The organism is Dyadobacter endophyticus (assembly GCF_014641595.1).
Taxonomy (GTDB): domain Bacteria; phylum Bacteroidota; class Bacteroidia; order Cytophagales; family Spirosomataceae; genus Dyadobacter; species Dyadobacter endophyticus.
In genome coordinates this window covers 179,950-193,539 of record NZ_BMIA01000007.1, presented here as the reverse complement: position 1 = coordinate 193,539, position 13,590 = coordinate 179,950, and the positions used below count along the sequence as shown (strand labels likewise).

Genomic DNA, 13,590 nt, shown 5'->3' with positions numbered 1-13,590 from the left:
TTATCTCGCCATTGTTGCTGAGACTATGACCCGTCTCAGTTTAATTCAGAATATTAATCTTCCCAAACTGCATAACCAAAACCCGCCGCACCGAATCCATTACCATTATAAAGCAGGTAACGCTTTCCATTGTGCTGGTAGAAATTGGCGTAATCGATCATTTCGTAGTCGAAATCTTCCGGATTGTCGGACTTCGCGATGCCTACCAAATGGTCTTTGCGCTCCCAGTTCGTACCGTCGGCCGATTCTGCGTAGCCCAGGCGGTAGCTCTGGTTGCGGTCGGTGCGGTAGTCGCGGGAGTGGCGGTAGGAATAATACATTTTGTAAATACCATCTTCCTTAAAAACGCTCGGGCGGCCTACTGCGTGCAGGAAATCGTCGAAATCCAATGTCGGAATGTCGCTGATTTCCCATCGGATACCGTCTTTCGAAGTCGCCGATTGCGCACGGTAATACGGCTCGGGGTAATCGTGGATCATCTCGCATTTGTGGCCCGAAATGTACCACATGCGCCAGGTACCGTCATCGTCGATCAATACCGAAGGCTGCGCGGCCCAGAGCGGGTTTTCGATGCTGCGGTCCATAATGGGGCCGCGGAACATCTTTTTGAACGTCAAACCGCCGTCGTGGCTCACTGAAAGGCCCATGGAAAGCCGGTAGGAGTTCCAGGTGCGGTTCCAGCCGGTGTAATAGAGCCAGATGTCGCCGTTGGGACGGTTCACAAACCAGGCTGGCATAGCACCGGTTTCGTCGTATTCACCCGGGCCGCCCAGTTCGAGCACGGGCTTGTCGTGTATGTAGAGGATCTTTTGGGGATCGTCGTAATCTACATCGATAAATGTAGGCCGCGATTGCGTGCTGTTATCTCTCGTCGAGAAATAGATCCTCAGAAAGTCCTTGTGTTTATAGGCAAATGGCACCTGCGCATGACTCTGACTGTGCGCCAGACTGCCGTCAGGTTTGTAAATAACTCCTTTTTTAACCCACATTGGAACGTTGAATTTTGGTATTGAAAATGGCGTAATGCTTAGTCGACTGCTTTTTCAGCACGCAGGCGCCAGTTATCAACGAAATCTTTGCCCGGGATCGGCAGATCGATATCCACTTCCGGAGCCTTCGCCGTTACGCGGTATTCCATTACATAAAATGCATTTCCGAACACATAATGCAGCTTGAAGTTCTCGATATTGGCCGGAACATCTTCCAATGGCACCTCGGCACGGAACAGCGGGTTCGCTTTCAGCAAAGTAGCGTAAGTAGGGGTGTTCCGCAGCCATGGGGCCACGCTTTCATCACCTACCACCACTTTTCCACCCGGTTTCACCACCCGGGTCAGCTCGTCGAATGCGCGCTTGCGCTCCGAGAAGGTATTAATGCCGCCGAAATGGAACACGGCGTCGAAAGTATCGTCCGGGAAAGGCAGGTAAGAGCCGTTGCCGAGGAAGTAATGCACGTTCAGATCGTCGGTAACGAGTTTCTCCTGCGCAAGTTTCAGCATGTTAGGCGAAAGGTCCGACAATACGGCCGTTCCGCCGGGTCTTACTTTATCGAGAATCAATGCAGAGTCCTTACCGGTTCCGGCACCTACTTCAAGGGCTTTCATTCCGGGTTTCAGCTCCATCAGATCAATAAAAAAGCGGCGGGTAGCAGCTTCGTCGGAATGGTTCAGGGTTTCAAAAACCCAGGAAACGCCTTTGTCATAGCGAAGGAAAGCCTGGTCGTACAAGTATTGTTCGCGGGCATCTTCGGGCAGCAATTCTTTGGGATATAGCATGTTAACAATACCGGTGTCACCCACTTCATAGACAGTACCGTCTTCGCTCTTGAGTGATTTGCCGTCTTCGGCTATTGTTAAAGGGGTTCCTGTGCGTGGACAAACCAATGATTCTAAAAACTCCTGTTGATTCATTTTTGCGTGTCTGATTGATTCATATCTGGTCAAAATTACCTTTTTTCTTTGGAACACCAGCCAATGCGCGGCGGCTTCTTAGCAAATGGGCAATGTGTTTCTCTTTGCAAGGCAACGTTCTAACGCCATTTTTTTATTGTTACCTTTGAATGTTTTGTAAAGACAACCCGTAGTACTTCAATATCATGTCCCATCTTCAGGAAAAAATCAAAGCGCTTGCCAAAGATCAGTCGGAAGACATTATTGCCCATCGCCATCATCTGCATAGTAACCCCGAGTTATCATTCGAAGAGTTCAAAACGGCTAAATACGTTGCATCCGAACTTACAGCGATTGGCCTGCAACCGGAAGAAGGCATTGCTGGAACCGGCGTCGTGGCGATCATCGAAGGGCGTAACCCAGGCAAGAAAATCGTAGGCCTGCGTGCCGATATGGACGCATTGCCGATCCTCGAAGCGAACGATGTTCCTTATAAATCGACTGTTCCGGGCGTGATGCACGCATGCGGGCATGATGTGCACACGTCGTCGCTACTGGGCACGGCGCGTATCCTGCACGCATTGCGCGAGGAGTTTGAAGGGACCATCAAGCTGGTATTCCAGCCTGCCGAGGAAAAAGCGCCGGGCGGAGCTTCATTGATGATCAAGGAAGGCGTTCTGGAAAACCCGCGCCCTGCGAGCATGGTAGGCCAGCACGTGGCACCGAATATTCCGGTAGGTAAAATCGGTTTCCGCGAAGGAATGTATATGGCTAGTACCGACGAATTATATCTGACTGTCAAAGGTAAAGGAGGCCATGCGGCGGCACCCCATCAGCTGGTCGATCCGGTGTTGATGGCATCCCATATTATCGTGGCATTGCAGCAGATCATCAGCCGCAACCGCAACCCGGCGAACCCTTCTGTACTCTCATTCGGCCGGTTCATTGCGGATGGTGTTACGAATGTGATTCCAAACGAAGTGACCATTCAGGGAACCTGGCGTTGCATGGATGAGGAATGGCGTGAGGATGGCCTTCGGAGAATGAAGAAAATGGCCGAAAACATTGCCGAAGCAATGGGCGGAAGCTGTGAATTTGAGATCGTGAAAGGGTATCCATTCCTGAAAAACCACCCCGAACTCACGCGCCGCACGAGAACGGCCGCCGTGGGCTATATGGGAGCCGAAAACGTGATCGACCTCGACCTTTGGATGGCCGGCGAAGATTTCGCATTCTACTCACAAGTCGTGGATTCGTGCTTCTACCGCCTCGGAACGCGCAATGAGGCACGCGGAATTATTTCCGGCGTGCACACACCTACATTCGATATCGACGAAAGCGCCCTCGAAATTTCGACCGGCCTTATGAGTTGGCTGGCAATTTCTGAGCTGAATGCTTAGGAATATACCTTTTGAAGTAACTGTTGAGTTTCAAAGTGATCACACCAAAGATGGCTTCCTTGAAAATGCCTTTTGACATTTTTGAGGCGCCTTTGGTGCGGTCGGTGAAGATGATGGGCACCTCGGTAATGCTGAAACCGTATTTCCACGAATTGAATTTCATCTCGATCTGGAATGCGTAGCCGATGAAACGGATATTGTCGAGATTGATCGTATTCAGCACTTTGGCAGTGTAGCAAATGAAGCCGGCCGTAGGGTCCATGATCGGCATCCCGGTGATCGTCCTTACATAATAACCTGCGAAATAGGACATCAGCACGCGGTTAATAGGCCAGTTGACCACGTTTACACCCGTAATATACCGCGAACCTACCGCAACGTCGTGCCCTTCAATCGCACACGCATTATACAGGCGGACCAGGTCCTCGGGCGGATGCGAGAAGTCGGCATCCATTTCAAAAATGTAGTTGTATCCTTTTTCAAGCGCCCATTTGAAGCCGTGAATGTAAGCCGTACCCAGGCCCAGTTTCCCCATTCTTTCTACCAGGTAAAGGCTTGAAAACTCCTTCATTAACTCCTTGACAACCCCTGCGGTACCGTCCGGCGACCCGTCGTCTATGATCAACAGATCAAACGGATGGTTCAGGCTAAAAACCCTCCGGATGATGGCTTCAACATTTTCAAGTTCGTTGTAGGTTGGGATAACTACAATGCAATCGTTCACAGAAATTGTCCAGTTTAGAAGTTAAATGCGTAGTATAGAGCGCAATACAAAAAAAATCAGAGCTTAATATTATTACTTTTCTCCCGATCCTCAATTTTCTTGTTCACTTTTTCGTAAATGGTCGTCATTCGCTCGGGATGGCTCATATAATAAGAGTAGCTTTCCCGGTATGCCGTTGTATCTACCTGATGTTTTTTCCAGATATCACTTTTCAAACGGTTGAAAATCATGAGCGACGAATCGAGCGATTTCAGCTGCAAGCGGTTCACACGTGATTCGGCCAGGTGGATGTCGGTCAGGATTGTGGCCATTTTTTCCTCGGATAATGTTCCTTTGGGTGGTTTTTCTTCCTCCGAGCAGGCTGCAAACAGCAGCATAAATAACGCCAGAAGGCTTATACCGGTCGTGAATTTCATCGCAGGGCGTAGCTTACTATCAAAATACCTATCTTTGTTTTAGGTACACCAGACGACAAAGGTGGTAATTTTTTTGCAAAACTTATGTTCGAGCAGTTTCTGGGAAAGTTAAGGAAGTATGAAATCCGGATGCGGAAAGCGGTGACCAGCGAGCGTCACGGCAATTTCCATTCGGTCTTCAAAGGGTCCGGCCTGGAATTCGACGACCTGCGCTTGTACCAGTATGGCGACGACGTGCGGGCCATCGACTGGAACACTTCTGCGAAAGGTCACGGTACATTTGTCAAGATTTTCAAAGAGGATAAGGAGCAGACGGCGTTCTTCATGCTCGACGTGAGCGCGTCGCAGCAGGTAGGGGAAATCAAAAAGCTCAAAATCGATATTGCGAAGGAAATATGCGGGGTGCTGACGCTTTCCGCGATCCAGGAGGCGAGCCGGGTGGGTTTGCTCTGTTTCTCCGACCGGAATGAGCGCTACATCCGCCCGTCCGACGGCATGAAACACGGTTACGGGCTCATTTCGGAGCTTTACAAGCTCGTCCCGGAATCGACCAAAACCAATATTGCCGAGGCTATTCTGGTCGCGTTGAATGTGCTGCGCCGCCGTTGCCTGATATTCCTGATCTCCGATTTTATCGACAACAACTACCAGCATAACCTCAAAGCGCTCGCCCGCAAGCACGATCTGATCGTGATCCATTTGTACGATTCGAGGGAGGTAAACCTGCCCGGGCTGGGCATTATCCCGCTTTACGACGCGGAGAAGAAGACTACCGTGTGGGTCAACACGTCGTCGAAGCAGTACCGCAAGGAAATGGCTAACCGCTTTGGCAAACGAAGCGCCGAACTCCAACGGCTGTGCCACCAGAATCGCGCCGACTATATTTCCATCAATACCCAGGAGGATTATGTGCCGGCGCTTATCCATTTGTTTAAGGTGAGGCGTTATACCAAAAGTACGGCACCATCCAATGGCTAGGGTTTTTCAGGTAATCTTTTCGGTAATCATCTGTTTTTTGACCTGTTTTTCAGGCATTGCAAGGGATGCGCGCAAAGAGCGCGTGAAGCCCAAAGGCATTTTCCTGAATGATAGCGTGGAAGTCGGAAAGCCGGTCTACTTCTCCCTGAGCTTGCGCCACAGTGCCGACTCCGAGATTTTCTTTCCCGACAGCACATTCGACTTCTCGCCTTTTGAACTGGTATCCCAAAGAACCTTCGTTTCCAGCACCGACAACCGCGGGACGCTCGACAGCGCTGTTTACCACCTCATTTCTTTCGACGTATCCAAAGTGCAAAAGCTGAGGTTGCCTGTTTTTGTATTTCAAAAGAAAGATTGCACAGCCGTATTCACGGCCCCCGACTCGGTTTTTCTCATCAAAAGCAACAATATCGACCTCCGCAAAAAACCGATATTAAAGGAAGAAACCCAGCTGGTAGCATTGAGCCGTGAGTTCAACTTCTCCATGCTGATCGGCTCGGTCGCGTTGATTATCGGCGTAGTGGGAAGCATTTATTGGGTTTTTGGTCGTGATATTTATAAACAATGGCAATTGCTCAAATTGCAGCGCCGACACCTGGAATATGTGCGGTCGTTCAACCGGCTCATGCGCAGCGCGCGCGAGAAGAATAACATCAAGGATGCCGAAAAGGCGATTATTATTTGGAAAAATTACCTTGAAAGGTTGGAGAAAAAGCCATTCGCTACTTACACCACACGTGAAATCATCGACAATATGCCCGATGACGCATTGGCCGACGCATTGAAAAATATGGACAGTATCGTGTACGGGCAAGGCCGGTCGGCGAATATGGAGACCTACCTGGAAGTGCTCAAAACCGGTGCTACGCGATTGTACAGGGCCAAAAGAAAGTTTGTACTCGACAGTCCCGTCGTTTAACCCGATCATTAAATGGAAAACTGGTTTTCACTGGAATGGTTTGGTTACAGCACGCTGCGGTCGTACGAATGGGTATACCCGTATTTCCTCTATTTGCTTCCGTTAGTACCCTTTCTTTTCTGGCTTCGAAATGCATTGCACCGCAAACATAAGCAGCGGCTGACGATCACCTACACCTCGGTAACGGGTTTGCGCAGTTGGCTCACATTGCTGCGATTTGTGCAGCCTATTTGCGTAGGGCTCGCGATTTCCCTCATTCTGGTGGCACTGGCGCGGCCGCAAGTGGTTTCCGAGCGGAAAGACCAGTACTCGGAGGGGATCGATATTATGCTTTTGCTCGATATTTCCGATTCTATGATTGAGAAGGACCTGAGCCCCAACCGCCTCGAAGCGGCGAAACGAATGGCCCGGCAATTTATCAAAGGCAGGTTGCAGGACCGCATCGGGCTGATCGTCTTTGCCGGCGAGGCAGTGTCTCTTTGCCCGCTTACGACCGATTACGAGTTATTATACGGTTTCCTCGACGAGGTAAATCCGAGCCTCATTCCCACGCCCGGAACGGCTATCGGTAGCGCCCTGGCAGTAGCTGTGAACAGAATGCGCGACACGCCCGGCGAAAGCAAGGTCGCGATCCTGATCAGCGACGGGGATAATACCTCCGGTAACCTGGGGCCGACGACCTCCGCACAGCTCGCCAATGCGTTTGGGGTGAAGGTTTATACCATTTCAGTTGGCAGGCCTAAAAAAATGTCGAAAGCAGACACTACGACCAACGCGGGCGCATTAATGGATGAAGGAGAGCTGCAAAATATTGCTGGAATCGGGAATGGGAAGTATTTTCGTGCTACCGATAATACGGCGCTGGAAACGGTTTTCAAACAAATCGACCAGCTCGAAAAAGTGAAATCGCGCGATGTACTGTCGCGTGATGTGAAAGATTACTACCGCGTTTACCTCTATTGGGCGGTGGCATTGCTGCTTGCGGCGATCGGGACGAAGAGTACATTTATGGCTAATATTCTGGAAGATTGATGCTGAAAGCTTATTATAATATCGACGCTGTCGAGGCGGGGTTGGACGAAGTCGGGAGAGGCTGCCTGGCCGGGCCGGTAGTGGCCGCGGCGGTGATCCTGCCGCGTGACTACAAGCATTCATTCCTCAATGATTCCAAGCAGCTCACTAAAGCGCAGCGTTTGGAACTGGAAAAAGAGATCATCCGCGAATCGATTTGCTGGGCGGTAGCGGAGGTGGATAATTTTGAAATTGATAAAATCAATATCCTGAAAGCGAGTTTTCTTGCCATGCACCGGGCGGTGGACAAGCTGAGGACCCGGCCGGAACATTTGCTCGTCGATGGTAATCGCTTCACGCCTTACCCGATGATCCCGCATACGTGCATTATCAAGGGCGACGCCCATTATCTCTCCATAGCGGCCGCATCGGTTTTAGCAAAAAATTACCGGGACGAGCTGATGACCAACCTTTCCCGGCAGTTCCCGCATTATGGCTGGGAGCAGAATGTAGGTTACCCCACGGTCCATCACCGGAAGGCCATAGGCTTACACGGGCCCTGTTCCTACCACCGGATGACATTCAAGCTCTTGAAAACGGAAGAAGAGAATCAGTCGGTAGAGGAAACCGAAGATTTAGGCTTTTTATAAAGGGGAACTGTGCTGCAAGGCTCGCCGAACATCAGGCTTTGGACCACGGGTTTTAGCAATTTACTCACGGCTACATAAGCCGAAACCGGCACATTCACCTTGCTGCAACCTTTCACTACCACGCGTTTTCCTGCAAATTCAGTTGCATTCAGCTTCGCAATGGCGTCGGCAAAGAGTTTATCTTCCAAAGCATTCAAATCACCAAATACAAAGGCATTCGCGTAAGGTTCGAGCTGGACTGCGAGGAGCATGTATGCCCAGGTTGGCACAATGGCGTCTTCTGAACAGATAATGGCTACATTCTTGCCCTGGTATTGCGACCAGTCGTGGTTTTTGAGAAAGTCGCGGAAGTCCTTCTCGCGGAGGATCATTCCCTGCCAGAGGTTATCCTTAATATCGTAAACGATGCGTTCGCCCGGGTGATAAAGTTCTTCCAAATCCAGTGAGATAATGCCGCTGGTAGCAACCCGGTTTACAATTTCGTCAGTTTCCATTCTAAAAATCCTGTTACAAAAAGGCTAACAACAAAATGCCGGCGATTGTTTGGCAAACCCTGTAAAATCCACTGGTTATTGTACCAGCGTGCTGGCTTTTCGCGGTGCGGGCGACATGAAGTCTTTCAGATAATAGGGTTCAAATGACGCCACATCCTGGAATTGAGCGTTTTGAAATGCGATAGTGCCCAGCTGGCCGATCGTACGGGCCGACGGTTTGATATCTATCGCGGGGAAAATGGCATTCGAATGTTTTTCCAGAATAGGCTTGCATTTGGCGGCGCCGTCGCCAAAGAACACAACTTGACGATCCGCCAGCAGGTCTTCAAATGAATTTTCATTCATAATCACCGCCTGCGTTTCCTGGACAAATGCATTGTTATCGTCGAGAACCGCGGCATAAACCTCCATTCTCCGCGCGTCGATCATCGGGCACAACAAATGTTCCGGAAAGAATGGCGCGAGCTGCAATGCCATTGCCTGCAAGGTGTTGATGGCGATCAGTGGCTTGTCCAATGCATAGCACAAACCTTTCGCGGTCGACACACCTACGCGCAGGCCCGTATACGAGCCGGGACCTTTGGCAACGACGATCGCGTCGACGTCTGCAAGCTTGAAACCCGCATGTGCAACGCTGTCACGCATGAGCGTTGTGAGCATGGCAGACGAGGATTTGTCGGTAAAAAGATCGTAAGCCGCCAGTAAGCCTGTCTCGTTGTGCACGGCCACTGAGCATCCGCGGATCGAGGTATCGATACTAAGTAGTAGCATATAAAACAAAAAGCCCGCCGCGAGCGACGGGCCGGTTGGTACTATTTCTTTTTCAGGATCTGTGCGTAACGGACGGGTTCTTTAAAGAGCGCCAGCGCGGCTTTTACTTCGGGATCTTCGCTGAATGAAGCTTCCCGCATGCCTTTTTCCAGATAATAATGCTTGATGATTTCTTCTTCGAGGATCTTCCTGATCTCCGGTTTTAAGATCTGCAAATCGTTGTCTTTGCTGTGTGAGAGCTTGGATTTCAATGCTTTGAGTTGATCTTCGATTACTTCCAGCGATTTTTCCTTTTTAGCTGAGGCTTCCAGGTCATTCAGGTCTCGCTCCACCTGCGTGGTGTAGTCATATTCCTTGTCGCCGAGCCATTTGGTGAATGCAGCATAGTCGGCATCCGACAGATGGAATTCCTTCGCAGGCTTGATCGTCGGGTGTTCGAAATGGTATTTCACAGCGTAGTCGAAGAATAGCCGGTTACGGCCCAGGGACACAGCCAGTGGCGAGAAGGTTTCTTTTTCCGTAATAACGTCGGGCAAAATACCGCCGCCGTCGAATACTGCGCGGCCGTTTTTGGTCTTAAATTCGGTCATGAGCGAATCAGGGATCTTGCCCACGCTGCCGTCGTCATTGCGGTGGCTGTAATCGATCGCCTGGATACACCGCCCGCTTGGAATGTAGTATTTCGCGGTGGTGATTTTCATTTTGGTATTAAATGAGAGGTCACGGGTGGTTTGCACCAACCCCTTTCCGTAAGTTCTCTGACCGATCAGCACGCCACGGTCGTAATCCTGGATCACGCCGGAAACGATTTCGGCAGCGGATGCGCTACGATTATTGGTAAGTACCACCACCGGTATTTCTGTATCGAGCGCCGGATTGTAGGCCGTGTAAGTTTTGTTCCATTCACTCACTTTTCCTTTGGTCGAAACAATTTCTTCTCCCTTGGGAATGAATATGTTGGAAATTTCGATGGCCATATTCAGTAAGCCGCCCGGGTTATCCCGGAGATCGAGCACGACCGATTTCATGCCTTTGCCTTTCAGTTCCTGAAATGCATTGCGCACTTCCCTCGAAGCAGTTGCGGTGAAGTCTTTCAGATCAATGTAGCCGACTTCTTCGTTCAGCATGCCGTAGTAAGGCACGTTTGTGACTTTTACAATATCACGATTCAGGCTGATCTCCAGTGGTTTGGTAATGCCATAGCGTTTCACGGTAAGGGTGACGTTCGTCTGGGTCTGGCCTTTGAGCAATTTACCGGTGTCGAAATCCTCACGGGTCGAAAGGTCGATGCCGTTGATTTTAGTGATCTCGTCGCCGAGTTGCAGCCCTGCCTTTTGTGCAGGAGTGTCTTCATACACCATCATGACGGTATGCTTGCCATCCGCGGAATTGACCATCGCGCCTATCCCGTTGTATTTGCCGGTGGTCATCGTCATGTAATCCTCGATATCGTCCTCGGCGTAGTAAACCGTGTACGGGTCGAGTGAGCGGAGCATATTGTCGATACTCGTCTTGATCAGCTGGTTGGGATTGATTTCATCAACATAATACGCGTTCAATTCCTTGAAAAGCGTCGCATAGATGTCGAGATTCCGCGCGATTTCGAAGAGGCGGTCGTCCTGGCGGAATGATACGAATGCAAGCCCACCCACAACCGGTGCGGCCAGCAAAATGGAACGAAGATACTTTTTCATCTATGTTCAGGAATTGGATTGTTCTTTGAGAAAGGCAGGCGGTAGTCTTTCAAGCTTTTTGAGCGACTGCTTCATGGCCGTTTCAATAACGTCGTATGAGGTTATTTCTTTTGCAAGATACAAAAAAGCAATGTAGGAAGGACGCGTTTCGGCGGGTAATGAAACGAGCGTGGATTTGTGCAGCCGGTAAGTTTCACGGCAGCGTCGGCGGATCAGATTGCGGTCGACCGCTTTCTTGAAATTCCTTTTTGAAATAGAAAAAAGGACTTGCGGAAGGAGAGGGGGGGCTTCGGGAGCGTAGATGTAAAGCACCCTGAATGGGTAAAGATAAAACGTTTGAACCTCAGGACTGCCCTTCTTGAAAAGCCTTCCTATAATGTTAAGGTTGCATAACCGCTCGCTCTTACCAAATGTTTGTTTCAAGTTCTTGTAGAAAAAAATGTCTGATAAGTTTGTAAATCACAAACTTATCAGACTATGAAAGACTTTGTGTCTCCGACTAGCGTCCTCTACTCAAACCTTCAAGCGTCGCTTATTGCTTGTGACGTTTTTCGTCAGAAACAGTCAATTTCCAGCGACCTTTTTTCCGACGGCCAGCTACTACTTTACGTCCGTTTGCGGTGGACATTCTTTCACGAAATCCGTGCTTGTTTCTCCTCTTGCGATTCGATGGTTGAAAGGTACGTTTCATCTCAGTATCAAATTATTGCGATATAAATCTCTGTCTACCCGTAATTTTGGCTTGCAAAGGTAGATAAAAAAATTAATCAAGTCAAAATTTCTGTATTTTTTTCAGAAGTAGTCCGCAAAACAGGCTATTTATAGAAAAACTTCTTCTTGAAAAACCACTCCGCGCAGCCGTTATTGACCTCCACAGACGCCCACGCCGGGTCGGTTTCGTCGTTTACGATGAGGATGGTGTAGGGCACGTTTTTGAGCTTCGGAACGTAAACCTGTTGTTCTTTCGTGTTCAGTACCAATGCCGTACGTTCGTGCATTTCCTGGTTGAACCGGGCTGCACGGCCGGTAAGCAAGTCGGACCACGCCGATCGGTAATTGAAATTGCCCGCGAAAAGGAAGAGGAAATACAGGCCTGCCACCCAGGCAACGGCCGGGCCTTGTGCTGTCGGCTGCATGTAGCCTTTTTTCAGCACCCAGAACGTCAGCACAAACACATTATAGGTCCAGCCGATAAGTGTCCAGAACGTGATCACGCATTGTCCTCGCAGGTTAGGCGGCTCGGCGATGGACCAGTATGAGGGAAAATAGCTGAGGTACATACAGCCCACGAAGATCAGTATCGAAAGCGCCGGATGTACGCCGAAGAATTTGAAATCGTCCTCGCCCTTGCTTTTGAAAAGCTGGCAGCCGATCGGGATCAGTACCAATGCCAGTACACACAGGGCTGGCGCCATTTTGGAGAAATTATGGATTTCCCAGACAAGACTGTTTTTAATCGAAAATAAGAGATTGTATTTCAGAGGCGTCGGATAAAGCCCCGACTCGGCCCGTGCACCATTGCCGGGAGCCGTTACCGACAGTACGCCGAACGACAAGGCAACCAGGCTTAGGAGCATGTATTTTATCTGCAATTTGCGGGCTATCACACTGCTGAAAAAGAACCACCCGCCCGAAAGTACCACCAGCCATACGAGCGTGTATTCGTTCATGCCCACCAGCAGAATAGTGCCGAGGGCGAGCATAACGACGTTCTGTATGGAAAGCTTGGCATAGTTTCTGAATAAATAGGCCAGCAAATAGAGCGTACCAATGTCGGCGACGGTGTAATAGTAGCCGGTGTACCAGTAAAAATAGCCCGAAACGACGGGCAGCTCGGCGATCAGCACAAATACCAGCAGGAATGCGAGCAGGACGGTCTGCCATTTGGGTAGTTTACCGGCGGTAATTGCACCAGCAAATTTCAGGGATGCGTGTACATATAAGAGTATGAGTACAATGGGCGCCAGCTTGTAGCCGGTGTAGGAGTCATACGCGAGTGGCTGCGTGGCGGAAATGAGCGTTCCGATGTACCTACCCGACCATGTTTTCCAGTAATGTGCCTGGTAGCCCCAGTACCCCAGCTCTTTAACGGCCAACGTGTGGCAGTAGTCGTCGGTAGTGGGGAATGCGAAAAAAGAGACTGCTATAAATGGAAACAGGATGACAAAAAATGCCAGTATGAGCAGTTTTAACTTGTTGTCGGGATTTTTAAGCCAGGAGAAGTAATGTGTCATATGTTGTTACCCTTGTGAAAGAAGTATCCAAACATAAGACATTTATTTTAAACGGGCGTCCAGAAATGCCCATCTGTGAGGATGCGGTTAGGAAAAACGGTGGAGTCGGTAAGGAACTGCCGGAGCCTAGGCCGACATCAGATTGTAAGCGGAATAGTTTTTGGTAAAAGATTCGCGCACGTCCTCAATCTGGTGTGTCAGGAGCCACGTCCTGAAACGGATAGCGTCTTCGGCCTCATGATGAACGATGCGTCCTCCCGACAGTAAAAGAGTAAATGTTTTATGTGTTTGCAGAAAACGGCGGATTTGCGCTGCACTATATTCGAAGCCGGAGAAATAAGGGTTTGTCATAATCATATTTGCATGGCATCATTATGAAATCTACGGCAAGATACAAATTTGTAGGTGTTG

Annotated in this window: 16 protein-coding genes; 5 read left to right on the top strand and 11 right to left on the bottom strand. The window is 49.7% G+C overall.

Going from position 1 to position 13,590, the window contains the following annotated elements; translation table 11 throughout:
* Positions 1-53 precede the first annotated feature (53 nt).
* Both IEY24_RS31140 and IEY24_RS31135 read right to left on the bottom strand, forming a co-directional pair.
* Positions 54-989, bottom strand: coding sequence for a glycoside hydrolase family protein (locus tag IEY24_RS31140; protein WP_188939204.1), 936 nt, complete (start codon positions 987-989; stop codon positions 54-56).
* 38 nt (positions 990-1,027) lie between these two features.
* Positions 1,028-1,909 (bottom strand): class I SAM-dependent methyltransferase, encoded by an 882-nt coding sequence (locus IEY24_RS31135; RefSeq protein ID WP_188939203.1) that lies wholly within the window; start codon positions 1,907-1,909, stop codon positions 1,028-1,030.
* 185 nt (positions 1,910-2,094) lie between these two features.
* Between IEY24_RS31135 and IEY24_RS31130 the strand changes: the two genes are divergently transcribed.
* A complete protein-coding gene (locus IEY24_RS31130) occupies positions 2,095-3,288 on the top strand; it encodes a M20 metallopeptidase family protein (RefSeq protein WP_188939202.1) in 1,194 nt (397 codons plus the stop codon).
* Here the strand turns inward: IEY24_RS31130 and IEY24_RS31125 are convergent.
* Together IEY24_RS31125 and IEY24_RS31120 are read right to left on the bottom strand one after the other, a co-directional pair.
* Positions 3,251-4,012, bottom strand: coding sequence for a polyprenol monophosphomannose synthase (locus tag IEY24_RS31125; RefSeq protein WP_188939201.1), 762 nt, complete (start codon positions 4,010-4,012; stop codon positions 3,251-3,253). The two genes, IEY24_RS31130 and IEY24_RS31125, sit on opposite strands and share 38 nt — an antisense overlap.
* Positions 4,013-4,068: 56 nt before the next feature.
* Positions 4,069-4,428: a DUF4296 domain-containing protein gene (locus IEY24_RS31120; protein ID WP_188939200.1), complete on the bottom strand. Its 360-nt coding sequence runs from the start codon at positions 4,426-4,428 to the stop codon at positions 4,069-4,071.
* An 84-nt stretch (positions 4,429-4,512) separates the two neighbouring features.
* Between IEY24_RS31120 and IEY24_RS31115 the strand changes: the two genes are divergently transcribed.
* The 4 genes from IEY24_RS31115 to rnhB are packed head-to-tail and all read left to right on the top strand — an operon-like array spanning position 4,513 to position 7,986.
* Positions 4,513-5,406 (top strand): DUF58 domain-containing protein, encoded by an 894-nt coding sequence (locus IEY24_RS31115; RefSeq protein WP_188939199.1) that lies wholly within the window; start codon positions 4,513-4,515, stop codon positions 5,404-5,406.
* 37 nt (positions 5,407-5,443) lie between these two features.
* On the top strand, positions 5,444-6,325 hold the full coding sequence (locus tag IEY24_RS31110; RefSeq protein WP_229223372.1) for a hypothetical protein: 882 nt from the start codon (positions 5,444-5,446) through the stop codon (positions 6,323-6,325).
* A gap of 12 nt (positions 6,326-6,337) precedes the next feature.
* Positions 6,338-7,357: a vWA domain-containing protein gene (locus IEY24_RS31105; RefSeq protein ID WP_188939197.1), complete on the top strand. Its 1,020-nt coding sequence runs from the start codon at positions 6,338-6,340 to the stop codon at positions 7,355-7,357.
* Positions 7,357-7,986 carry a ribonuclease HII gene (gene rnhB, locus IEY24_RS31100; protein WP_188939196.1) on the top strand — a complete coding sequence of 210 codons (630 nt, stop codon included), beginning with the start codon at positions 7,357-7,359 and terminating at the stop codon, positions 7,984-7,986. The genes IEY24_RS31105 and rnhB overlap by 1 nt, the downstream gene beginning before the upstream one ends.
* On the opposite strand, the gene IEY24_RS31095 is transcribed toward rnhB, so the two are convergent.
* From IEY24_RS31095 to IEY24_RS31065, 7 genes are all read right to left on the bottom strand, one after another.
* Positions 7,947-8,480, bottom strand: coding sequence for a DUF2480 family protein (locus tag IEY24_RS31095; RefSeq protein ID WP_188939195.1), 534 nt, complete (start codon positions 8,478-8,480; stop codon positions 7,947-7,949). The two genes, rnhB and IEY24_RS31095, sit on opposite strands and share 40 nt — an antisense overlap.
* A gap of 75 nt (positions 8,481-8,555) precedes the next feature.
* The gene (gene tsaB, locus IEY24_RS31090; RefSeq protein ID WP_188939194.1) at positions 8,556-9,251 is read right to left on the bottom strand and encodes a tRNA (adenosine(37)-N6)-threonylcarbamoyltransferase complex dimerization subunit type 1 TsaB; all 696 of its coding nucleotides are present in this window, start codon (positions 9,249-9,251) and stop codon (positions 8,556-8,558) included.
* 41 nt (positions 9,252-9,292) lie between these two features.
* A complete protein-coding gene (locus IEY24_RS31085; RefSeq protein WP_188939193.1) occupies positions 9,293-10,945 on the bottom strand; it encodes a S41 family peptidase in 1,653 nt (550 codons plus the stop codon).
* Positions 10,946-10,951: 6 nt separating this feature from the next.
* A complete protein-coding gene (locus tag IEY24_RS31080; protein ID WP_188939192.1) occupies positions 10,952-11,368 on the bottom strand; it encodes a ribonuclease P protein component in 417 nt (138 codons plus the stop codon).
* Positions 11,369-11,477: 109 nt separating this feature from the next.
* Positions 11,478-11,636 (bottom strand): 50S ribosomal protein L34, encoded by a 159-nt coding sequence (gene rpmH, locus IEY24_RS31075; RefSeq protein ID WP_015813300.1) that lies wholly within the window; start codon positions 11,634-11,636, stop codon positions 11,478-11,480.
* A gap of 124 nt (positions 11,637-11,760) precedes the next feature.
* Positions 11,761-13,179, bottom strand: a complete 1,419-nt coding sequence (locus tag IEY24_RS31070; RefSeq protein ID WP_188939191.1) for a hypothetical protein — start codon at positions 13,177-13,179, stop codon at positions 11,761-11,763.
* A 126-nt stretch (positions 13,180-13,305) separates the two neighbouring features.
* The gene (locus tag IEY24_RS31065; RefSeq protein WP_229223371.1) at positions 13,306-13,530 is read right to left on the bottom strand and encodes a hypothetical protein; all 225 of its coding nucleotides are present in this window, start codon (positions 13,528-13,530) and stop codon (positions 13,306-13,308) included.
* Positions 13,531-13,590 lie beyond the last annotated feature (60 nt).

Coding starts and splice junctions, on each gene's coding strand:
- IEY24_RS31140 (WP_188939204.1), bottom strand. CDS start 989: ATGTGGGTTAAAAAAGGAGTTATTTACAAACCTGACGGCAGTCTGGCG.
- IEY24_RS31135 (WP_188939203.1), bottom strand. CDS start 1,909: ATGAATCAACAGGAGTTTTTAGAATCATTGGTTTGTCCACGCACAGGA.
- IEY24_RS31130 (WP_188939202.1), top strand. CDS start 2,095: ATGTCCCATCTTCAGGAAAAAATCAAAGCGCTTGCCAAAGATCAGTCG.
- IEY24_RS31120 (WP_188939200.1), bottom strand. CDS start 4,428: ATGAAATTCACGACCGGTATAAGCCTTCTGGCGTTATTTATGCTGCTG.
- IEY24_RS31115 (WP_188939199.1), top strand. CDS start 4,513: ATGTTCGAGCAGTTTCTGGGAAAGTTAAGGAAGTATGAAATCCGGATG.
- IEY24_RS31105 (WP_188939197.1), top strand. CDS start 6,338: ATGGAAAACTGGTTTTCACTGGAATGGTTTGGTTACAGCACGCTGCGG.
- rnhB (WP_188939196.1), top strand. CDS start 7,357: ATGCTGAAAGCTTATTATAATATCGACGCTGTCGAGGCGGGGTTGGAC.
- IEY24_RS31095 (WP_188939195.1), bottom strand. CDS start 8,480: ATGGAAACTGACGAAATTGTAAACCGGGTTGCTACCAGCGGCATTATC.
- tsaB (WP_188939194.1), bottom strand. CDS start 9,251: ATGCTACTACTTAGTATCGATACCTCGATCCGCGGATGCTCAGTGGCC.
- IEY24_RS31085 (WP_188939193.1), bottom strand. CDS start 10,945: ATGAAAAAGTATCTTCGTTCCATTTTGCTGGCCGCACCGGTTGTGGGT.
- rpmH (WP_015813300.1), bottom strand. CDS start 11,636: ATGAAACGTACCTTTCAACCATCGAATCGCAAGAGGAGAAACAAGCAC.
- IEY24_RS31070 (WP_188939191.1), bottom strand. CDS start 13,179: ATGACACATTACTTCTCCTGGCTTAAAAATCCCGACAACAAGTTAAAA.
- IEY24_RS31065 (WP_229223371.1), bottom strand. CDS start 13,530: ATGACAAACCCTTATTTCTCCGGCTTCGAATATAGTGCAGCGCAAATC.